The sequence below is a fragment of the Halobacillus sp. B23F22_1 genome, from assembly GCF_043497005.1.
In the GTDB taxonomy this organism is placed as follows: domain Bacteria; phylum Bacillota; class Bacilli; order Bacillales; family Halobacillaceae; genus Halobacillus_A.
Genome location: NZ_JBIEKE010000001.1, coordinates 123,856 through 146,218 on the forward strand (window position 1 = coordinate 123,856; position 22,363 = coordinate 146,218).

Here is a 22,363-nt window from a genome sequence, read left to right on the forward strand (position 1 = left end):
TCTTCCATAGTGAGGAAGCAAGGAGAGGGTAAAATATGAGTTCTTTTAGCAATAATGACATTAACGAAAAAAGTAAGTGGCATGAAGAGGAAATAATGACATCTCAACCTTATAGGCAATCTATAAATTATATGCATAATTTGATTGAGGATTTTAGAAAGGGATTGTATGTTACTTCATTAGCTTACAGTAGAGAAGGATCTTACAAAGATTCTGCCTTATAATTTGGTTCTGCTGATTTATTTGGTTCTGTAACCTCTATAGATATTATTATGAGAGAATTACCACTGAATTCTGTTAAAAGAGAATTGAGATATATGCTTGAAGCTACAATTAAATACGCCGCGATTGATAAACTTTGTAATGGAAGAACCTTGGAGGAAAAGTTAGAATACTTATATAAGCATATTCCGCGTTCTTCTATTGACCCAATAGATGATATCGGCCTACCAAAAGTAGTCGTTACCGATATAAAAGAATTATATTCATTGCTATGTCAATTTGTACATCCATCTAAAAAACAAATATCTGAATATAAACTTCAATTCGAAAAAGCTAATTTAGGATTTGAAACACATAAAGAATTGAATTCATTCAATCAAGTCTTATTAAGGACATTTGATGTTATTTTATATATAGTACTCTACACTAGAGGCTACTATGTCATGAAAGATGTATTTAATGTATTAAGTGACGAACCTAACTGGAAATTCCATAAAGGTAAACACATTAAAACTTTACCTAACAAGCATAAGCCATCTTAGCTAAAAGTTGGATTATTAGTTGAATATATGCGTGGAGGAGGATGCTGAGGAGATAAGGTATTTTCGGGATGATTTTCATAAAAGGTATGGCATGGGAGCGGTTCGGATGGTGGCCGGCAGTGAAGACGAGGGTATGAAGGATAAGGTTGAGGAGTGTATGATGCGGCTTACGAAGTGATGTGAGCGGACATGTCTTGCGTTGCCTTGCCTTAAGCCCCCCTAAATTAACTCTGTACTGGAACGAAAGGTATTTCACAAGAAAGGGGGGAGGAAGATGAGTTTCAAGGATTATTTAATAGAGGAATATCGCATAAGTGAAAGTTCTGCCCAGGACTACGTCGGTCGTTTCAACGGAATTGTTAATAGAGGGGTTTACAAAGGTGAGGATGAATTAACTCCTACTTTGAAAGCTTCTATTGAAAAAGAATTTCCGAATTCGAAAAACCATTATCTTCTCGCTTTAGAACGATATATTAATTTTCAAAACCAAAATAAAAAGTAATGTTAAACGAAAAAAGGTCACGAATGAAGTTAAAGTTTTGGGGTCTGCCCCCACTGTACTAAAGCATTAGAGTAGTGGGGGCAGGAGCTTTTTTTCTGAAATGAAATCGCAATGTTAATGGAAGAGGGTAGACTCGATCCTCTATAAATGGAAAAACACGTGATATCAGATATTAAAATCTAGATTTCACGTGTTTTTTATTAAGAAGGGAAAGGAGTTACCTTAGATTTATCTATTTACTTAAGTATTCGATATTTCCTTCAACATCTTCTGTAATCAATCCCTCTTTCAAGCTTAAATCAATAGCTTCCTGTACATATATCTCAGTATTGGTACTGGTACGATTATAGCCAAGTTGATTAGAAATTTCTCGGATTAAATCGGCTTTCGGTAACCGGAGCGCTGCCTTTGCAATTTGAATAACTCTATTAGAATATTCAATCTTACTAATATCCTGTAATGCACGACGATGACGACTTTTTACTCGGAATTCGCTGTATGAACTGAACTGCTCATGATTTTTCCACAAGAATTTTCCTTTTTCTTCATTAGTTTCATAGACTTTCAACCCTGTTAAAACATCTTGAATAACTTTTTCTAGCTTGGCCCCGCTCCTGGAAAAACCCCAAGCATTAATTATTTTTCTAGTTAAATTTAAAAAACTAACAGGTGCTTCGCCCTCAAGGATTTTTTTGATTTGTTCCTGTATTACTCGCTTTCCTTCAAAAGTGTAGAAATAATCATTAGGGATACTTACCTCATCTAATACTACGGGCTCGTAATAAATTACTTGCTGTATTCTATCTTCTGAAACTACAAAGTTATTAATTTTCTCATGTATAGTAGAAGTTTCTTCAGAGGGGTTAGGGTGATTTTTTTTCTTCTTCACTAAGTTTATTTTTTCAATTTCTTGAAGTTGTTCTAGTAAATCTGCCATTTGTTTCTTCTCATTATGCCACCACTCAACTGACCAGACTTTTATTATGTGCCATCCTAATCGTTCTAACATTAACTCTCCCAATTTATTACGATCTCGAGTGGTTGTGAAATTTGCATATCGATGGCCATCGATTTGTATCGCAGCAAGGTACCTCCTCGTTCTATTATCGACTACAGCTAAATCTACCTTGAAATCACTGTTGCCTACATTTGTTTCGACTTGATAGCCGTGATGTACAAGGAATTCTTTGATTTTAGGGCTGATTACATTAGAATTAGTACGTTTATTGTTAACCTGGTTTTTTATATCAGTAGGTATGCTACCTCTTTTAGCAAACTCCATAAACGCTTTCAAACTATGGACCCCATCGGCCTTAGTTCGGGAAAGGTTAATTTTATCTGGATCCATAGAAGAGAATATTACCATCTCCTTTTTAGCTCTCGAAACTGCTACATTGAGCCGGCGCCAGCCACCATCCCGGTTTAAGGGGCCAAAGTTGAGAGTCATGTGACCTGTATGATCGGGACCATAGCCAACCGAGAAGAGAATTATATCCCGTTCATCTCCTTGGACATTCTCTAAGTTTTTTACAAATACTGGTTCATTAACTTCGTCAGTAAAATATTTCTCCATAGTACTATCTTGTTTAAGTCGTTCATCAATCATGTCTTCAATCAATGTCTGTTGAGGCTGGCTAAATGTAACTACACCTATACTTTCGTGATGCTTTTCAGTATTGCTTAATCTTGAAAAGATATCGTTGACTATTGATTCTGCCTCTATTTTGTTCTGTTTTGTCTTTCCTCGGTCGTATATGCCTTCCACATTTCTTAATGACACCCTAGACTGAAGGTCATCTATAGAGGGGAAAGTGACTAACTTATTTTCATAAAAGTGACTATTTGAGAAAGAAATTAAACTTTCATGTTCACTTCGATAGTGCCACCTTAGATGTTTTTGCGGCATTTGAACAGCTAGACTATCATCAAGAACGCTCTCCATATCTTGCAAATCGAAGCTTTCCTCTTCTTGTTTCTTACTAAAGAAGTTTGTTGGCGGTAACTGCTTAGGATCACCTACTACTATTACATTTTTTCCGCGTCCCATTGCACCAATTGCTTCACTTGTAGGTAATTGAGAGGCTTCATCAAAAATTACTAAATCAAACTTAGGAAAAGAGGGACCAAGGTACTGAGCTACGGACAATGGACTCATTAACATACAAGGTTTTATTTTTGGTAAAAGGTTTTTAATCTTTTCGAATAACTGCCGGATGGCTATGCCTCTTCCTTTACTTTTGATAGCTTTGGTCAGAACTCCTGGTTCAGAGCTTTGGATCGTATTATTCGTCAAGTCTGGAACACGGCCCATTAACTTAATATATACCTCAAGTTTAGTAAGTTCACTAAGTTCATCATCCAAAGTATAGAATTTATTTAGCTTCTTTTCAAAGCTTGCTTTTGAGAATTGAGATAATTCTTCTCTTGCTGAAATTTCACCATCTATTCTAAGGCGATAAAATCCATATAAATAAGAGGATAGAAGCTCATCGTGATCAAGCCTTCCAGAAAGGTAAGGTTCCGTGACGTTAGAGAGTCCGACTTCTTCGGCCTCCTTAATCACGCTAGCTAGTCTACAGTTATCTTTAAGGGTTGGCAATGCATCAATTAGAAGAGAAGCCTTAACTTTTCCAAAGTTAACCCAATCAGCTTTGGCGGGTTCATTTATATTTTTAATGACTAGTTCTTTTTCTACTTTCTCCCAGTGCCTTGTAATTGCTTGATAAGCTTTAGTATAGTTGTCCATTTTCTCATTCATATGTGTTTTAGAAAATTCTGATTTATTAATTTGAATGGTCTTAGCGAAATTAGCTTTCCATTCTTGTGAAGGTTGCAACTCGTTAATTGTTGTGCGTATATGGGTCATCCAGTGTAGAGATTCTTCTATCCCTTCCCAATTTCCATTACCTTCATCCCATAGATTAGGGAAATGCTGTTTCATAAGCTCATTGTTATCTGTTAAAAACGCCTTCTTTTCTTGAAAATCACGAAGGGCTATGATAATAGTTTCTAAACTATTTGTTTCTAGTTTATCTTTTGTTTTTTTATACTTTTTAAGTTCTTTCTTTATTTTCATTTTTTCAAGCTTTTCTTTAATAAACCAACTGTTTTCAGCCAACCTAAAGTTTTGAAGTAACGTTTCCGCATCTATTTTTAAAATAGAATGATCAAATTCATTTTCTATTTTGGCTTTGACTTCATCGTATTCTTTGCCTATTCTTGTGACTTCAATGATTTCCGATTTAACTCTATCAAAATGTTCTTCAGCAATAAGCTCTATTTCAACTTCAGGTATAGTGTGCATTAAGGGAATAAGTTTATTAATAAATTTATACCAACTATAATCCTTCAGATCATTAGATAAACCTATTTCTGCTAAACTTTCATCCAAAAGGAGGAGTTTTTCTGATTCATCTACAATACCAGAGAGCTCTTCCTTAATCATATCTTGAAAACTAAGAGAGTAATTCGTTTGTTTGATCCCTATCCATGGATTACTCCATACATTACCGCAATTCTTTGCCATCACTTCCAAATCTTCTATGGTTTGTTTAATTCGCTTCAATTTTACTTCTGACATTTCCATTACTTGGTTTCTTTCAAACTCCAACTTTTCTTTTGAAGCATATAGAGTTGAATATACTTCAATCATTTCAAATATACTTTGACCAAGTGAGGTCGACTCATGGAGCTCCTTAACATACTTATTTAACTCTTTCTTTAAGTTTTTAACTTCCTCAAACTTCTCTTTCCAATTGGTCCCTTTGACCTTTCTGTGTGCCTCATATGACTTCTCTAACTGTTTAAGAATATCTTTCTTCTGTCCCTTATTAGAATAAACCTCCAAACAAAAGTCTGCTAGGCCAATAGAGTCAAGCCGATTTCGTACAACATTTAGGGCTGCCATTTTTTCTGCCACGAATAAAACAGATTTTCCTGTTGCTAGGGCATGGGAAATCATATTTGTAATGGTTTGTGATTTACCCGAGCCAGGAGGACCATGAAGAACAAAGCTGTCATCCTTTCCAGTCGCGACGATAGCTTCGGTTTGGGTACTGTCTGAGCTTAAAGGTGAATATATCTCTGAATTTTCATCTTCTTCAGTGGTCAGGGAATTTGCGAAAGACTTATTATTTTTATCAATGTATCGGCCTTCTAACAGACTTTGAACTACTTTGTTTGTCTTTAATTCTTCTGAATGATTTACTAGGTCGTTCCACATGACGAATTTAGAGAAGGAGAATACACCAATGCTTGCACTCTCATGTACATCCCAGTTTTTCATTTGCATAATAATTCTTCTCATTGTCGTTAGAACTCTTTTGACGTCTGCTCCATGTTCGTCTTTAGGGATGTCGTATAGTCGAGAGGCATCAATTCCAAAATTTTGCTTTAAATACTCAATAAGCGAAATATTAATCTGTATCTCTTCATCACGAGCTCTAATGTAGTAGCCTTTTTTAGCAGAAAGCCTAACTAAATCTACGGGGAGGAGTAGGATTGGTGCAAATCGTTCTTTTGAGTAAGATTTAGGGTCATACCATTTTAGAAATCCTAATGCTATAAATAATGAGTTAGCCCCAGTCTCTTCAAGAGTATTCTTAGCTTTTCTATATAGCTTTACTAATTCTTTTTCTAATTGTATTTCTGAAAGAATAGATCTTAATCTGTTATTTTTGATATCGTTTTTAAAAATTTCACTAGTAAGAAGTTCCTTTTGTTCCTTGAAGTTTCTTGCCTTATTTCGCCATTCGTTTGGTAAGGGTTCTATAAAGACTTTCTCGCCCATTGCTAAAATGTCCTCGACTTGATCGAGGGCTGAGGTAATTACAGGAATTCCCTGGTTTTGAATTCTATAATTCAAAAGATTGTTACGCAAGCTCATATCAATTAATTTATTTTTCCAATAAGTAATTTTATCTTTTTGGTCTCCATTTTGAGTATTGAATTGTTCATTTTCCGGTATGATTTCTACCTTTTCAAAAGCAAAATTATTGTTAATTCGTACAGGTTCGTCAGGCTGAACAGCAACTTGGATTTTTGCTCCTACAATATTTTTCAGAGAGAGAGGTTTAATTTGACCGATTCTACTTCTATGGACATCCACGAAGAAATTAAAATAGTCTGGTTTCTGCAAACTGTTCTCTGCAAAATGAACCGAGTTTTTAAAGGCACTATTTTCATTAGTTAGAAGAGTTGATTCTACAGTAATTATTTCGTTTATTCCGTCAGCTATACTCTTGGTTAATAGGCTCTTATCATCTTGATAGCTCTCTGAAGATACAAATTCTTTTAACCAAAAAGCCGGGTAGGCGTGGCCATTAAAAAATACAATAATAGGATGTATACCGATTGCTTCGGCACACGCTGCGTACAGTAGGGTTAAATCAAGACAAGTGGCCAATTTATGTTCTTTTATCATGTCAGGAAAACGTATTTTCTGACCTTCCGACTCAAAACTAGCAGGAGGGTTTGCATATGTGATTTCCTGCGCTTGAATGGCAGAATAAATGGCGGAAAGTTGGGCAATCACACGATTAGGGTCTCCGCTTTGATAACCATCCATTGCATTAATACCAATGTTCTGTTGAAGTATTTTTGAGGCTTGTTTAACTATTTCCATTACAAATGGACGGTTTGGGGTAACAAAGCTTGAGATAATTTCGGGAATTATATTTGATCCTGGCCAACAGTCAAATGATAGAATATCTACTGGTAAATCTTTTTCATAAACCTCTTTCTCATTAACTTTTATCTTTATACTAAAATACCCTTTCATACTCTCATCGAGGTTACTAAGGTACTGTGCGGACAACTGAATATCTGGGTTTAAATCAATTGTTTGTGCAGGCATTAATGTCTCAAGATGTATGGTTTTAGTCTCAAAAAATGATGGGTTAGAAGACAACTCTATTTTAATATTATTGTGACGTTCTTCGCTAAGATTCTCAATGGATAAGTGTTTAACAAACGGAACTTGGTTTTGTTGAAGAGCAAAGCTTACTTTCTCGTCATATTCATAATTACAACCTATGTGCTTTTCCATAGTTTATCCCCTTTTAATTCAGATCACATAATTGTAGGTACTAGTTACTATTATAACAATTAACAATTTTAATTTGTTAAAAAATAAGTAGGATATTGGCATATTTGTAATTAATTTGGTTTGTATATGTGCGTCAGATTTACATATAGGAGGATGCCCAGAACTGAATTTATGGATATTTACGAAGATCTAAAAGAAAAATTGAACGCCATGTATTTGAGTATTAGCAGCTGATTCCCTCACACCCATGAACAAAACTCTCTAAATAAAAATGCACCCTCTCACGACTTACCTGAGAGGGTTTATTTTTTAAATTAGTAGGATAGACCATGACCATACTTGTATAACTCTGGGATGGTCACAGGCAGTTTTCCTTCAGGGTTCACTTCTCCGGTCAATACTTTGGCTAACGCCTCTACTGAAATTTCTTCAAATCCGTAGGTCAGAACGTTCGCTTCAATATCAGGGAAAGCCATAATATCATAGGGGTTTCTCATAGAAGTGACGATGACATCCTTGCCTGTACTTTGCAGCTCTTCAACAAGCTGCTGCTGGGCTTCATTTGTATTAGCTGTATATGCGGTAACGATCACTTTGTCTGCTCCTTCAGCCTGCTCAACAGCATGTTCGATCTCGCTGGAAGCGGGGTTTGTACCTGTGGCCAGTGAGCGGGAGTCTATCCCTTCATTGTTCAGCAGATCTGCTAGTAAATCCGGACTTCCTATAGAGGGACCAGTGACAAACATTTCGTCGTCAGCTTCCAAAGGCAATACGTCTTCATTTTTTACAAGCGTAATGCTGTCTTCAGTCATTTGATCCGCTAGGGCCAGGTTTTCCTCCAACCCGATATTTTGAAGGGCGTCCTCTGGAACACTTGGATCATCAAACAGCCCTCGTTTAAATTTCATTTCTAAGATGCGGAATACGGACTCATCGACTCTTTTCTCTGAGATTTCTCCTTCTTCCACAGCTTCAAGCATAGCGTCGTAGGCTAGAGGTACATTAGGCGGGTTGAGCAGGATATCTGCGCCTGCTTTGAAGGCTTCGACGGGCACTTCTTCTGGCGGAACGACATTGGCTCCCGACATGCCTAAGCTGTCCGTGATGATCACTCCCTCAAAGCCCATTTCCTCTCTGAGTAAATCTGTCAGAATAGGCTTGGATAGCGTGGCAGGCAGGCCTGAATCATCGAGGGCCGGTACGACAATATGAGCGGGCATAATCGAGTCAATTCCTGCATCGATCGCGGCTTTAAAAGGTTTTAAATCCACGTCATGAAGTGTTTCTAAATCATGGTTAATGATAGGCAGACCGTAATGAGAATCTACGTTTGTATCCCCATGCCCGGGGAAGTGTTTGGCGGTGGCTGATACATTTTCACTCTGGAATCCAGTGACTTGTGCAGAGCCTAATTCGGCAACCAGATCCGGATTTTCTGAATAGGAACGCACACCGATGACCGGATTCTCTGGATTAACGTTTACATCTAAATCGGGTGCTAAATCCATGTTGATGCCGAGGCTTTTTTGTTCCATCCCCATAATTTCAGCGGATTGCTGTGCATATTCGGTTGATCGTGTAGCCCCTATGGCCATGTTACCCGGGAACACGGTCGCAGGCTCCGTCACACGGGCTACAACTCCGCCTTCCTGATCTGTAGCGATCATTAAAGGAATAGGCATTCTTTGATCCATGGCGATGTCCTGCAGGCCGTTAGACAGTGATTGAACCTGCTCAAAATCAATCGGTGTTCCGATGTTATCGGTCCAATTAAAGTAAATCACTCCACCTATGTGATATTTTTCAATGGCTTCTTGAAAGTTTTTACCTCCTCGGTTTTGGTTGATATTTGTTTCCTCATAATTCGGATCAGTAGGGGTTTGTCCATAAACATGGATCATGAATAACTGGCCGATTTTCTCTTCAAGCGTCATGTGCTGGATTTTACTTTGAATCCATCCTCTTTTTGGTTCTTTGCCTTCCCATCCGGGCTTGCTGCTGTCATTCCATAAGGCTTGCGTGACACTTGGAAGTATAAGGAATAGAATCATGAAGCACATCCATAAACGTAACCAATGCTTTTTCATTTTTAGTCACTTCCTTTTAAGATTTTTCCATTATTTCCGCGCTCTACGGATAAATCTGCAATCACAGGTAAGTGGTCTGAGGCTTCGGATTGGATAAGGTGAGCATCCAGTACTTCAATATCCTCAGAAGCATAAATGTGATCAATTCGATTGTTAGGGCTAACGGAAGGATACGTATAACCGGGAGTTGTGTTTACAGTGTTCCAGGCATCTGTAAATTTTTCTAAAAGGGGACGGAGTTCATTCGCTTCAGGAGAAGCATTCATGTCTCCCATCAATACTTTAGATCCTGGCTGTTCTTCAAATATTTGCAGCATATCATCTACCTGCATTTCACGGATGTATGGATCCCCGCGGTAATCTAAGTGTGTGGAATAAAAGGGAATGAGTGATCCTTGAACGTTAATAATCGCTTCTGCAAATCCTGGGGTAAGTGTAGGTTCTGGTGAGGCATCCTGGGTGGAAAGTCTGGTGATTTCTTGATTCGTTTCTTTTAGAATGGGGTACTTGCTCATGATGGCGACGCCGAACTGCTGTCTCGGACCGTTTTCTTCCAGAGGGGGGTTATCATAAATCGGAGCAAAGGTGTAGTTCATATCTAGTTGGTCCGCTAATCGGTCCACCACGTTTTCAAATTGGCTGCGTGCGCCCCAGTGAACATCAACTTCCTGTAAAGCAACGACCTCAGCCTGGCTTTCTTTAATAACGTCTGCGATGTGGTCAGGATCGTATTGACCGTCAGCTCCCATCCCTGCTTGAATGTTGTAAGTCATCACACGAACATCTACAGATTTACTACCTTCAGCAGCAACAGGTAAAACAATTGAAACGAACACGAAAACCACTGCGATAATAAAAAACCAGCGGATTTTCAAATCATCCTCTCCTTTCAAATTTTATTAATGATTATCTCTTGTTAAGCATAATGCAGAAGATATATAGATGTCTATACAACAAATTACCTTAATTAACCATCTGATTGTTGTAAATGAGTATGTTTGCTTTTCTTTTTTACGCTAAAGACTTACTTTTGATATGAGTATAAGGAACTAGTAAATAGATTTATAAGAAATGAGTGTGTGTATTCCAACCTTTTGGTAAGAAAACTGGTGGCTGTTTTGCGTATCTTCCAAGAGTCTAAGAGAGCCAAGTCAATTTAGAAAATGAATTACGACTATTGTTCATGGTGGTGAGCTTAAGAGTACACGTTCCCAAAACGGAAAGTACCTGCCCTGCTTCTGATAATAAAGAATCAGTACAGCGAGTAGAAAATAGTATAAAAAAACTATTTATTTTTAACAATGTATGGTAATAAAGGATTGTTCTTTGTATAATAATGGAGAAATATATAAAATGAGGAGGAATATAATGAATTTACCACTAGGTAAGGATGAAGAAATAACTAGTTCTGAAAGATTCACGACGAATCTTGTACTATCTTGGTTAAAGACTGATTTTTCTTTAACAAATAAGAGATTAATTGGTTTTCAACCTAACACCCTTTTAGGAGTATTTCCTCTTGGAAAGAGTGAAGTTACATACCCATTAAAAAATGTTGCTAGTGTAGGAGTTTCTACAAAATTACATGTGAGAAGATTTATAATAGGACTTATTTTGGTGCTTATGGATTGTCTATGTTCGAAAGCTCTTTCTTAGGTGGGCTAATACTTTTAGCTATCGGTTCATTACCACTTCTAAATAGTTATACGAGTACGATGGTCATTACAAATAATGCTGGGCACCCTGTACGAATAGAAATTTCAATTTTAGAAAAGGATAAAGTCCAACAGTTTGTAAACAAGGTAAATGTAGGAATTTCAGATGTAGCATAGGAAGGAAACCACTTGGTACCCAAGTGGTTTCTTTATGATGATAAAGTGCATGATCCCCGCTTTGGTAAAGCGATAGTTTTAGCGTCTGCTCCCCACTGTACTAAAGCATTAGAGTAGTGGGGGACAGGCGCTTTTTTTTGTTTTTCTGAAGTGATCGGTTAATGAATTCGTATGTATAGTAAATACATATGTGAGTTATCTAAGAGGAGGGGGATTAAAATGAGTCCTCTTGAGGCTGCCGCAAGCAGTACGACGAATGGAAAAGTCGTGGCATCTCTTGTGCTGGGTATTCTATCAATTGTCACAATGATTATTATGGTGGTAGGGCATAGGTGCCTTTGGTTTAGTACTCGGTATCTTGGGTTTAAAAGAGATCAAGAGGGTGGAGTGAAAAGATGGCAGTTGCAGGGATCATTTGCAGCAGCTTAGGCATTGGACTGCCGATTTTGTGATCGGTCGTTGCATTTGGCGCATATATGGTGGTATGAGCAAAGACTCGACTAGCGCAATGCCGCTCATTGGGATTGAGTTTTTGGTATAATTGAGGGAGAAAAAAAGCTGCATGAAGTATCAAGTAGATGAACTCAACTTTATTGCTTTTATATTACCGCAGTCGTCGTGCTAATTCAGTGATAAGGAAATATCAGATTTAGGATGAGCAGTAAAAAGCCGAGAGCAACTCTTAAAGAATTGAGGAAGCTAAACTAGTGAACGATTGAGAGAGTTTGTCGAAACATTGGAAGGAAAGACATCCACCAAACAGGGGAGGTATAAAAAGATGGACTTATTGCTTTGGATGACTATCGGTTTCATAATGCTCGGATTCGTTGTACTCGTATCGATGAAAAGAAGTATGGAAAGTAAGCTTGCTTTTATAAAAGAAAATCCAGAAAGCGCCGAAAGTTCTATAAAATCGAAAGCCATAATTTGGTGGATCGTCAGTACCACAGCTTGGGGAGTCTTGAGTATCATTCTTGTTGTTTTAGCCTTTTCATAATCACTAGTTTACTTTTATTGGTAATATTGCCATCAATACAATATAAATTCAATCTGTAGCATCTGCTAGCCTAAGGTTTGTAGAATTAAATCTGTTTATCGCAGCTACAACGGTTTTGGGGTCTGACCCCGCTGTTATTCGTTTACCTTGCTTTGAGGTTTTATGCCAAATCTTAACTATATAACTTCAGAAAGGAGTGACCAGCCATGGCCCAGAGCCCCATTTTAAAAATAGAAAACGTAGGAAAAGTCGCAGGCGATAAAGTATGGTTTCGTTCCTTTCACTTCCAATTAAACCAGGGCGAAGTAGCCGCGATCCAATGCGATCATATAGTAGGCCGGGTATTATTTAATGTGTTAATCGGGGAAGAAGCAGGATCTGGAAGGATGTCTTATTTCGATCAGCCTCACCCTAAAGACTGGAAGCGGTATAACCATCGTATTGGGCTGGTGAGTCATGAGGAAGGGGTATATGAGCGCTTGACTCCTTACGAATATCTGCAGTTTTTCCAGCAGCTTTACGGTAGAAAAGGCGATATTGATGAGTTATTACATAAAGTGAACATATCGGGTAGTAAGTCTCGCCGGATTAAGCTGCTGAGTTATTCGGAGCGGAAGCGATTGGCTTTTGTGAAGGCGCTTGTTCATAAGCCGGAGCTGGTTATTTTAGAAGAGCCGGATCAGAACATTGATTTAGAAAGTAAGGTGATCCTGCGGGAGCTGATTAATGAGCATACGGCAGAGGGCGGAGCGGCATTAGTGATTACGAGCAATATGGAGAGTGCTGTGATTTTAACGAATGATGTGTATCGTTTGAATGAAGAGGGTTTAAAGAAAATGGATGTGCAGGAGCCTGAGGATGTATTGGGGCAGGATAAGCACGATCAGGAGGAAGACAGCCGGCAGGAGCCTGAAACGAGTGCGCATGTTCAATTGGAACGGATTCCGGCGAAGGTGAAAGAGAAGATGATTCTTTTTGATCCGACAGAGATTGATTATGTGGAAAGCGTGGATGGCACAGTGCAGCTGCACGTCAAGGGCGGGGTGTTTCCGTGTACGATTACGTTACAGGAGTTAACGGAGCGTCTGGAGCCGTTTGGGTTCTTCCGCTGCCATCGTTCGTATATCGTGAACCTGCAGAAGGTTCGCGAGGTGATGACGTGGACGAGAAACAGCTACAGCTTGATCCTTGATGATCATCATAAGAGCAATATCCCATTATCGAAAGGAAAGCTTCATGATTTAAAGCAGGTATTGCGCATGTAAATAGAATATTTCCCGGGAAATTGTCGGGACAAGTCGTTTATTTCACAGCTCATATTCTCCACTGACTTTTTGACCTGGTACATTCATAGTTTCATAGCTCCATTCAACGTGTCATTCTCTCTTTTCACACTTCTTTTAATGCTGTGATGACGAGACCGTTATAAGCTTAAGTCATCCAGTTGCGAAAGCAGAAAAGGGGAAATGAAGATGAATCACATGATTGACGTTACGAACGTTCGTAAGGAATACGACGGGAAGAAGGCATTGGATGATTTGTCGTTTTCGATCCAGACGGGAGAAACGTTTGGCTTCTTAGGGCCGAGCGGGTCTGGGAAAACGACGACAATTAAGCTGCTGACGGCTCAGGAGGGGTATCAGGCGGGAAATATTCATGTGTTTGGAGCTCCTGTTGAAAAGTTAAGAGATCCACAGCAGATGAAGCGGATTGGCGTATTAACGGATAATACCGGATTGTATGACCGGTTAACGGTCGAAGCGAATTTACGATTATATTGTAAGTTATATGATGTGGCTTATCAGCGCATTGATGAGGTGCTGTATGAAGTGGGGTTGACCGGGGAAGAATCTAAGGTGGTCAGCAAGCTTTCCAAAGGGATGAGACAGCGGGTGACACTGGCGCGGACGATTCTGCATAAGCCGAAATTGTTGTTTTTAGATGAACCGACGTCGGCTTTAGACCCTGTCAGTACCGAGCGGATTCACAGCATTTTACGGAGGTTAAACGAAGAAGGCACGACGATTTTCTTAACGACTCACGATATGTATGAAGCGGAGCGGATCTGTGATCGTGTCGCTTTTTTAAATAAAGGACACATCCAGCTGCAGGGACCCCCGCGGGAGTTGCGGGTGAGCCATTCCGATTCTTCGATCACTCTTTTGTTAAAAGATGGAAGAGAACAGCTCGTCGGCAAAGATGAAGAGGGCGCGGAACGGATCGGGGCAGCAATCGCCAGTCAACAGCTTGCCTCGGTGCATTCCAATGAACCGACCTTAGGTGATATTTTCGCTCGTGTAACAGGAAAGGAGCTGTTCTAATGATATCCGTCAAACGAATTCAAGCGGTGGTTATGAAGGATTATCGGGATCTTCTAAAGAATGCGTACATGCTGTCTACGGCTGTCGTCCCGCTGTTCTTTGCTTTCATATTAAGTCAGGGAGAAGAGGTTCAGACGGCGGCGGTCTTTATGCCGATTACGATTACGATGGTTATCGTGGGGTCGTTTATCCAGGCGGCTGTGATTGCCGAAGAAAAAGAGAAGAACACGTTAAGAGGGCTGCTCCTGTCTCCGCTCAATACAGCGGAAATTTTCATTGGAAAAAGTGTAATTTCCGCCGTTGCGAGCATTATTATGATTGTGGCGGTCATCCTGATCGGGAACATTACACTGCCTGATCAAATGCTGCTTACTGTGGCGGCGATGCTCATTAGTCTCACGATTTTTATTAGTATCGGGACGATTCTCGGACTGGTTTCTCGTACGGTAATGGAAACGTCGGTCATCGGCATTCCTGTGTTGTTCATTTTCGGTATGGGCGATATTTTTAAGACGATGATTGAAGCCGAGTGGCTGCTTGATATGATGGGCTACCTGCCCGATCAGCAATTCGCCCAGCTGCTTCTGCAGTTGAGGAACGGCGAGGCGGTCGGTGACCACTTTCTCGTCTTATCGATATGGGCGGCTGTCTGTGTGGTAGTCACGGTTTATATTTTTAAAAAGCGCCGGTTTGATTAATAAAGGGCAGGGAGCTGCAGCGAAATCATGGCTGCGGCTCTTTTTTTATTGCAGTCTCCATCTGTTGTTTACAGGAATCGCCGTAGTATACTGGGGGAAGAGGTGGTCAATTTATGGAAGATATAACCTTTGGATCGCTGCTTGAGACAATAGGTGAATTATTTTCAGATGAAATTTCAATCGCTGTTTCCAATACAAACGAATATATCTACTACCGGCCAAGTAAACGAATTGATTTAAAGATCAGCGCCGGGGATCCTGTAAAGGAAGGCACGATTGCTCATAAAGCGCTGGAGACGAACCAGAAGGTCTCTGAGTTTATTAACCGCGATGTGTTTGGAGTGCCGTATCACGGCATGGCTGTACCTTTTTTACATAATGGACAGGTGGAAGGCTGTGTCACAGCGATTTATCCCGCGTTAACGGATGGGAAATCGGTCGTGACTGTCAAAACGCTGGATGGCTGGAAGCCGCTTCCTTTTTCCAACGTCGTTTATTTAGAAAGCAAGGATAAGAAAACGTATGTGTATTCTGAGGAGTTGTCAGGCACGCATAAAAACTCGCTGCAGGAGTTTGAATATCTGCTTCCTAAGGATTCCTTTATAAGGTGCCATCGTTCCTTTATTGTCAATGTGAATCACATCCAGGAGATCCACCCGGATACGCATTCGACTTTTCTGCTTTCTATGGACAACGGGGAGCGGGTGCCCGTGAGTCAATCCTACTCGAGTTATTTTCGAAAATTACTCGGGTTTTAGTCTTCTGGTTGAGCAGCATAATCTGCTGTGTTATCAGAAAATTCCGTATTCTGTTCTGTAATTCCCTTTTATGATGGTGTTCATTGATAAAATGACACATACAACGATTTAGTATGAGGGGGATTATGTAATGGAGAAGAATATGGAGCGGATTCGAGATTCCCGCCTGAAGGACCGTGTCGTTACGGCTGAGGAAGCAGCATCATGGATTGAGAACGGGATGACGCTCGGCTTAAGCGGTTTTACACGTGCGGGTGATGTGAAAGCGGTACCAGAGGCGCTGGTGGATCGCGTAAAGGATGAGGAAGATTTTAAAGTGAATGTTTTTACCGGGGCTTCCTTAGGGTCGGATGTCGATAAACTATTTGCGGAAGCCGGCATCCTGGGTAAAAGACTGCCGTTTCAGGCTGATGCGGCGATGCGTAAGGGAATCAATCAAGGGGATTTTTTGTTTGTCGACCAGCACCTTTCCCATACGGCAGAGCTTATTAGAGGGAATGTCATGGATGTCGACGTCGCAATTTTGGAAGCGGTTGCAATTTCAGAAGACGGGATGGTGATTCCAACCACTTCAATTGGGAACTCTTTAGCATTTGCCTCCAATGCCAAGTCGATCATTGTTGAAATCAATATGGCTCAATCGACGCAGCTGGAAGGGTTACATGATGTATATCAACCTGGAAAACAAGGGGACAGAGATCCAATTCCGCTTGTTAAACCTGATGATCGTATAGGAGAGCAGGGGATCCCTGTGGATGTGGAAAAAGTAAAGGGCATTTTGTTTACGAATCAGCTGGATTCGCCATCGACCATCGTCCCTCCAGATGAAGAAACAGTGATTATGGCCCGGCATTTAATCGAGTTTCTTACAAAAGAAGTAGAAGCCGGCCGGTTAACGGAAAGTCTGGCTCCCTTACAGTCAGGCATCGGTTCAGTGGCCAATGCGGTGTTACATGGCATGATAGAGTCAGAGTTTCAAAACCTTGAAGTATATTCGGAAGTATTACAGGACGCGGTGTTTGATTTAATCGATGCAGGGAAGGTTTCTTCTGCTTCCTGCTGCTCGATCACGCTTTCTGAAGAAAGAATGAAGCACGTTTTCTCACATTTTGATGACTATCGTGACAAATTAACGATGCGTCCGCAGGAGATTTCCAATCACCCTGAAATCATTCGCCGTCTCGGGTTAATTTCCATTAATACGGCTTTAGAATTCGATATTTACGGCAATGTCAATTCCACTCACGTGTCAGGGACGAACATGATAAACGGCATTGGCGGATCGGGGGATTTTGCCAGAAATGCCCGTCTTGCGATCTTTGTTACGAAATCGATTGCGAAAGAGGGCAGGATTTCAAGCATCGTGCCGTTTGTTTCTCACGTCGATCATACAGAGCACGACGTCGATGTAGTCGTTACCGAGCAGGGGTATGCGGACTTAAGGGGACTGGCCCCGCGGGAAAGAGTGGGGCGTATCATCGAGAACTGCGCGCATCCAATGTATCGTGAGCAGCTGTGGGCTTATTTCGACGAAGCACGCGCAAGAGGCGGGCAGACTCCTCATGTGTTAGAAAAAGCGTTCGCCTGGCACAAAAATTTTGCGGAAAATGGAACGATGCAAGAATCAGTACCAGAGACGGTATAAGCGGGTGTGCAGCTTAAAACAGCTTCACCATGCCGGGTTTTCCTCGGAGTATGTTCAGGCTCTCACTTTTAACCTGACTGGAAATAGTTTATAATTTAATTATCAGAGAAGAGTGATTTTTAAATTTATAAACCGCTATCACGGAAAAGGTGTATCTAATAAAACGTCTGCATCTTTTCACCAAATTTTTGGATGTAAGGATGGTTAATCATGAGCAACAGAGAAGCAAATACAGATGTGATTTTAATTGGTGCAGGAATTATGAGTGCTACATTGGGATCATTACTGAAAGAATTAGTGCCGGATTGGAATGTGAAAGTCTTTGAACGGCTTGGAAGTGCAGGGGAAGAAAGCTCTAACGTGTGGAATAATGCAGGTACAGGACATGCGGCATTATGTGAGCTGAACTATACGCACGCACATCCAGACGGATCCATAGATATTACGAAAGCCATTAAAGTAAATGAACAATTCCAAGTATCGAAACAGTTCTGGTCTTACCTCGTGAACAGTCATATGATCCGCAACCCGCAGGAGTTTATCCTGTCACTGCCTCATATGAGTTTCGTTCAGGGAGAGAAGAACGTTAATTTTCTTAGAAAGCGCTTCGAAAAGATGGGGAGTCACCCGCTGTTTCAAGATATGGAATTCTCGGATGATCCTGATCAGCTGAAAGAATGGATTCCGCTGATGATGGAAAACCGTACCGTGAACGAACCGATCGCCGCTACGAAAATCGATACGGGCACGGACGTGAACTTCGGGGACTTAACGCGTAAATTGTTTGATCACTTAGACAGCAGGGATCTAGAGGTCAATTACAAGCATAGCGTAGAAGATATCACGCGCACAGACGATGGCAAGTGGGAAGTTAAAGTCCATGACCACGCGAACGAAAAAATCGAATACCACACAGCCAACTTCGTGTTTATTGGCGGCGGGGGCGGAAGTCTGCACCTGCTTCAGAAAACAGGAATTCCTGAAGCGAAGAATATCGGCGGCTTCCCGGTCAGCGGCCAGTTTATGGTGTGTAACAATGAGGAAGTCATTGAACAGCATCATGCCAAAGTGTATGGCAAAGCGAAAGTAGGAGCACCTCCGATGTCGGTGCCGCACCTCGACACACGCTTGATCGACAATAAAACGTCGCTGTTGTTTGGCCCATTTGCCGGCTTCTCGCCTAAATTCCTAAAAACGGGATCGCTTTCCGATTTACTAACGTCGGTGAAAAAGGATAACCTTTTCACGATGATGGCCGCCGGTGTGAAAAACGTGTCGCTTACCAAATACTTGATTGAACAAGTTGTCCAGTCGAAAGAACAGCGTATGGAAGAGCTGCGCGAATTTATCCCGAACGCGAAAAGTGAGGACTGGGATTTAGTGACAGCCGGACAGCGCGTGCAGGTAATTAAAGATACGAAAGCCGGAAAAGGAACGCTTCAATTCGGAACTGAAGTGGTGACAGCGTCTGATGGCACGATCGCTGCCTTACTCGGGGCGTCTCCAGGTGCTTCAACGGCAGTTTCTGTCATGCTTGAAGTATTAGAACGCTGCTTCCCGCAGCATATCAGTGAGTGGGAGCCGAAAATTAAGGAAATGATTCCTTCTTACGGGGTGGAGTTAGCGGAACATCCTGAGCTCATTCGCGAAGTGCATGAAACGACGGATCGGGCGCTTAAGCTGGAAACGGAAAAGCTTGCAGAATCGATATAAAAGATAAAGGAAGCCTTATTTGCGGGTAACGCAAATGAGGCTTCTTTTTTTGTTAAGAGTAAGTGCCTCTTTTAAGAGAGGAATTTTAGCTCGTTGTTATCGATAAGCTCTTGAAAATTTTCACTAAAACTGAACGCTGCAAAAAAAAATTTAAAAAACTTTTCATTTTTATGACATCTGTCCCTGCACTCATTTCGATTATAGAAGTGCAGGGGTTTTTCTATGCGTTAAATAGAAGGAGGCAAAAAGAAAATGAATTACTTAAAAGAGTTAAACGCGTTTCATGATCAAGTGGACATGCAGCGGGCACTGAAACACAATAAGCGTTTTTTTCAGTATTGCGAAGGGATCTTAAACCGCTGGCAGTCGCTTGGGGTGAAATCAATCTATTGATGGGCATGATGAGGAATCACCATCAACCCATCGTTTTCCAGCCACTCAGCTAACAGCACATCCTCCACCCGTCTCATTCCATTGGCTCTCAACTGCCCGTTCAGCCACTCCCTGTTTTGATTGATTTCTGCTAAATTTTCCTCTAACAGCTCTCCATCCTTAATTAAAGTAATAGGAAGATAGACAGGGTGAGGCGGCATGTTAAAGTCTTCTAAGGTTGTCTTTTGATACGGCGCTTTTTTCAAGACACTAATCGATCCATTCGATTCCACTAAGGCAAAAGCGACTTCTCGAATCGAGAAAATTTCACTTTGGCGAAGCAAGCTTTGTAATTGGTTCAGGTTCATGCGGGCTTTTTTTAATTGTTCAAAGTCGATTTGGCCGTCCCGGATGACGATCGTCGGCTGGCCTTCCGAAAAGTGTCTGAATAAGAGCGATTTTTGAGCGATGAATTCGAATATAAAAAGTAAACCGCCCCAGATGAGGGTGGTGTAAACGATAGAGATGACAGGCACGCTTTCATCATAGACTGCATTTCCTAACAATTCACTTAACACAATAGCTGAAATGAAGTGAAAGGGCGTGATCTGATCGATCATTTTTTTGCCTATGACACGAATGAGGAAAAAGAGCAGCAGGAATCCTATGACGAGCTTAATGGATAATGGCAGTATGTCCATCGTTCTTCCCTCCCCGTAAAACTAGTACTCTATGATTATCTTCTCCAGGAAGGCACTGCATCATACCTGCAGAAAAAGTGAAATCGTATTATACTATAATCAAATTCTATTAAACTTCCTGAGGAGGATCTTCATGTTCCACAAACTAACCCTTGCCCGTACCGGATGCTTTGGCGACTGTCCTGTGTACCAGGTAGAAGTGTTTAGTAATGGAAGGGTGAGCTGGCATGGCACGGCGTTTGTTGAGAAAATCGGGGATCAGGAGTGGCAGCTGGATGAGGATCACGTGAAGAAGCTGGCGGCTTTGCTTGAGGCGTTTCAAGTGTGGAACTTTGAGTATGAGGTTAATGGTTTTCCGGCGACCGATCTTCCGAGCTGTGTCATTACCGTTATAGACGAAAATGGCGCGGTGAAAGAAATCGATCATTATTTAGGAGATTCGCTGAATGAAATGGAACGGCCTATGACACTTGAGGAGTTTGAAGAGGAGATGGATCGGATCATTGGAACGAAGGCTTATATATAAATGGAAAAGTCCAGCTCTCGTCAGGAGAGCTGGACTCTTTTTATACGAAAATGTACCAAAGCACGGATGTTACGGCAATCGCTACAATCCCTTGCAGCAGCGTTCCCATCGTCTGCGCTTTATAGGCCTGCGTAATCGACAGGCCGCTGAACTCTTTCACAACCCAGAAGTAGCTGTCGTTGACGTGAGACACAACCATGGCTCCTGCGCCGACGGACATGACGACGAGCGCGAGCGGCAGTGCGCCTTCAATGCCGACCTGCGGCAGCAGCGGCGCCACGAGTGTGGATGTGATGACGATCGCAGCGGTGGAAGAGCCTTGGGCACTTTTTAAGGCAGCTGCGATGATAAATGGAATAAAGATAAACAGGGCTCCTGCAGCGGCATCGTTTTGCGCGATGCCTTCAATGATATCAGCGATGTTTGTCGAGCTGATGACGGAACCAAAGGCACCTCCGGCTCCGGTAATGAGCAGAATCGGAGCGGCTTCTTTTAAGCTGATGCCGATCCAGTCGTTCATCGTTTCTTTATCGAACTTCGGAAGCAGCGCGAAGGCGCACAGCACTCCAACGAGCAAGGCCGTCACCGGCGTGCCGAGGAAAAGGAAGAAGCTGAATACGCCGCCGGACCAGCCGGCAAAAGTTATGATCGAGTTAAAGCTGATCAACGCAATGGGCACAAGAATGGGTGCGAATGATTTAAACGCAGACGGCATTTTACCGAAGGATTGAACCACTTCCTCATACGTGTAGCCAGCTGCGTCATCTTCATTTTCTACGTGGATCTTCGTCCCGGCTTTCATCGCCCAGATGTAGCCGGCGATGATCGTCGGAATCGCGACGACGACGCCGATTAAGATAATGGTGCCTAAGTAATTCTCAGCTCCGATGTTACCAGCAGCGGCAATCGGTCCCGGCGTCGGCGGAACGAGCGTGTGGGTCGCGAACAGGCCGGTCGACAGGGCGATCGCCATCGAAGCGACGGTCACTTTCGTTTTATTCGCAAGCGCTTTCTTTAATGATGATAAAATAACGTAGCCGGAATCACAGAAGACGGGAATACTGACGATGCTTCCGATCGCGCTCATGGCGAGCTGCGGGCGTTTTTCCCCGACAATCCTAAGGACAACTTCTGCCATCCTCAGCGCGGCACCGGATTTTTCTAAAATGACACCGATAATCGTCCCGAACACGATGACGAGCCCGATGCTTCCCATTAACCCGCCAAAGCCGTCGTTAACGGTTGTGGCGACCTCTTCTAAAGGCATGCCGCTTAAGATGCCAATCGCGAAAGCTGCAATCAGCAAGGAAAGAAACGGATGCAGATTAAACTTGGCGGTGGCAAAAATAACAAATAATACGCCGGCGATAATAACTAAAATAAGTCCAATTCCACTCATGA

General features: G+C 41.6%; 18 protein-coding genes. 13 read left to right on the plus strand and 5 right to left on the minus strand.

Going from position 1 to position 22,363, the window contains the following annotated elements; all coding sequences use genetic code 11:
• Positions 1-317: 317 nt before the first annotated feature.
• Positions 318-764: a hypothetical protein gene (locus tag ACGTNH_RS00665; protein ID WP_394584315.1), complete on the plus strand. Its 447-nt coding sequence runs from the start codon at positions 318-320 to the stop codon at positions 762-764.
• 274 nt (positions 765-1,038) lie between these two features.
• The gene (locus tag ACGTNH_RS00670) at positions 1,039-1,266 is read left to right on the plus strand and encodes a hypothetical protein (RefSeq protein WP_394584317.1); all 228 of its coding nucleotides are present in this window, start codon (positions 1,039-1,041) and stop codon (positions 1,264-1,266) included.
• A 232-nt stretch (positions 1,267-1,498) separates the two neighbouring features.
• Here the strand turns inward: ACGTNH_RS00670 and proA are convergent, their stop codons facing one another.
• From proA to ACGTNH_RS00685, 3 genes are all read right to left on the minus strand, one after another.
• Entirely contained in the window at positions 1,499-7,312 is a 5,814-nt protein-coding gene (gene proA / locus ACGTNH_RS00675) for an anti-phage protein ProA (protein WP_394584319.1), read from the minus strand.
• Positions 7,313-7,626: 314 nt separating this feature from the next.
• The gene (locus ACGTNH_RS00680) at positions 7,627-9,399 is read right to left on the minus strand and encodes a glycoside hydrolase family 3 protein (protein ID WP_394584321.1); all 1,773 of its coding nucleotides are present in this window, start codon (positions 9,397-9,399) and stop codon (positions 7,627-7,629) included.
• A gap of 2 nt (positions 9,400-9,401) precedes the next feature.
• The gene (locus tag ACGTNH_RS00685) at positions 9,402-10,274 is read right to left on the minus strand and encodes an endonuclease/exonuclease/phosphatase family protein (protein ID WP_394584323.1); all 873 of its coding nucleotides are present in this window, start codon (positions 10,272-10,274) and stop codon (positions 9,402-9,404) included.
• Positions 10,275-10,767: 493 nt separating this feature from the next.
• Between ACGTNH_RS00685 and ACGTNH_RS00690 the strand changes: the two genes are divergently transcribed.
• The 10 genes from ACGTNH_RS00690 to ACGTNH_RS00735 all read left to right on the plus strand — a co-directional run bounded on the left by ACGTNH_RS00690 (position 10,768) and on the right by ACGTNH_RS00735 (position 19,756).
• The gene (locus ACGTNH_RS00690) at positions 10,768-11,055 is read left to right on the plus strand and encodes a hypothetical protein (RefSeq protein WP_394584325.1); all 288 of its coding nucleotides are present in this window, start codon (positions 10,768-10,770) and stop codon (positions 11,053-11,055) included.
• A gap of 395 nt (positions 11,056-11,450) precedes the next feature.
• On the plus strand, positions 11,451-11,660 hold the full coding sequence (locus ACGTNH_RS00695) for a hypothetical protein (protein WP_394584327.1): 210 nt from the start codon (positions 11,451-11,453) through the stop codon (positions 11,658-11,660).
• Between the two features lie 349 nt (positions 11,661-12,009).
• Entirely contained in the window at positions 12,010-12,228 is a 219-nt protein-coding gene (locus tag ACGTNH_RS00700) for a hypothetical protein (protein ID WP_394584329.1), read from the plus strand.
• 206 nt (positions 12,229-12,434) lie between these two features.
• Positions 12,435-13,493 (plus strand): LytTR family transcriptional regulator DNA-binding domain-containing protein, encoded by a 1,059-nt coding sequence (locus ACGTNH_RS00705; protein ID WP_394584331.1) that lies wholly within the window; start codon positions 12,435-12,437, stop codon positions 13,491-13,493.
• Between the two features lie 207 nt (positions 13,494-13,700).
• On the plus strand, positions 13,701-14,549 hold the full coding sequence (locus ACGTNH_RS00710; RefSeq protein ID WP_394584333.1) for an ABC transporter ATP-binding protein: 849 nt from the start codon (positions 13,701-13,703) through the stop codon (positions 14,547-14,549).
• Positions 14,549-15,247 (plus strand): ABC transporter permease, encoded by a 699-nt coding sequence (locus ACGTNH_RS00715; RefSeq protein WP_394584334.1) that lies wholly within the window; start codon positions 14,549-14,551, stop codon positions 15,245-15,247. Before ACGTNH_RS00710 ends, ACGTNH_RS00715 begins: the two co-directional genes overlap by 1 nt.
• A 113-nt stretch (positions 15,248-15,360) precedes the next feature.
• A complete protein-coding gene (locus tag ACGTNH_RS00720; RefSeq protein ID WP_394584336.1) occupies positions 15,361-16,005 on the plus strand; it encodes a LytTR family DNA-binding domain-containing protein in 645 nt (214 codons plus the stop codon).
• A 130-nt stretch (positions 16,006-16,135) separates the two neighbouring features.
• A complete protein-coding gene (gene scpC / locus ACGTNH_RS00725) occupies positions 16,136-17,650 on the plus strand; it encodes a succinyl-CoA:acetate CoA-transferase ScpC (RefSeq protein ID WP_394584338.1) in 1,515 nt (504 codons plus the stop codon).
• Positions 17,651-17,860: 210 nt separating this feature from the next.
• Positions 17,861-19,363, plus strand: coding sequence for a malate:quinone oxidoreductase (locus ACGTNH_RS00730; protein ID WP_394584340.1), 1,503 nt, complete (start codon positions 17,861-17,863; stop codon positions 19,361-19,363).
• A gap of 252 nt (positions 19,364-19,615) precedes the next feature.
• The gene (locus ACGTNH_RS00735) at positions 19,616-19,756 is read left to right on the plus strand and encodes a DnaD domain protein (RefSeq protein ID WP_394584342.1); all 141 of its coding nucleotides are present in this window, start codon (positions 19,616-19,618) and stop codon (positions 19,754-19,756) included.
• Here the strand turns inward: ACGTNH_RS00735 and ACGTNH_RS00740 are convergent.
• Complete coding sequence (locus ACGTNH_RS00740) at positions 19,750-20,436, minus strand: YetF domain-containing protein (protein WP_394584344.1); 687 nt, start codon at positions 20,434-20,436, stop codon at positions 19,750-19,752. The two genes, ACGTNH_RS00735 and ACGTNH_RS00740, sit on opposite strands and share 7 nt — an antisense overlap.
• A gap of 133 nt (positions 20,437-20,569) precedes the next feature.
• Here ACGTNH_RS00740 and ACGTNH_RS00745 point away from each other — a divergent pair, with 133 nt between their 5' ends.
• Positions 20,570-20,962: a DUF6438 domain-containing protein gene (locus ACGTNH_RS00745; protein WP_394584345.1), complete on the plus strand. Its 393-nt coding sequence runs from the start codon at positions 20,570-20,572 to the stop codon at positions 20,960-20,962.
• Positions 20,963-21,002: 40 nt separating this feature from the next.
• On the opposite strand, the gene ACGTNH_RS00750 is transcribed toward ACGTNH_RS00745, so the two are convergent.
• The gene (locus ACGTNH_RS00750; protein ID WP_394584346.1) at positions 21,003-22,361 is read right to left on the minus strand and encodes a GntP family permease; all 1,359 of its coding nucleotides are present in this window, start codon (positions 22,359-22,361) and stop codon (positions 21,003-21,005) included.
• Positions 22,362-22,363: the final 2 nt, after the last annotated feature.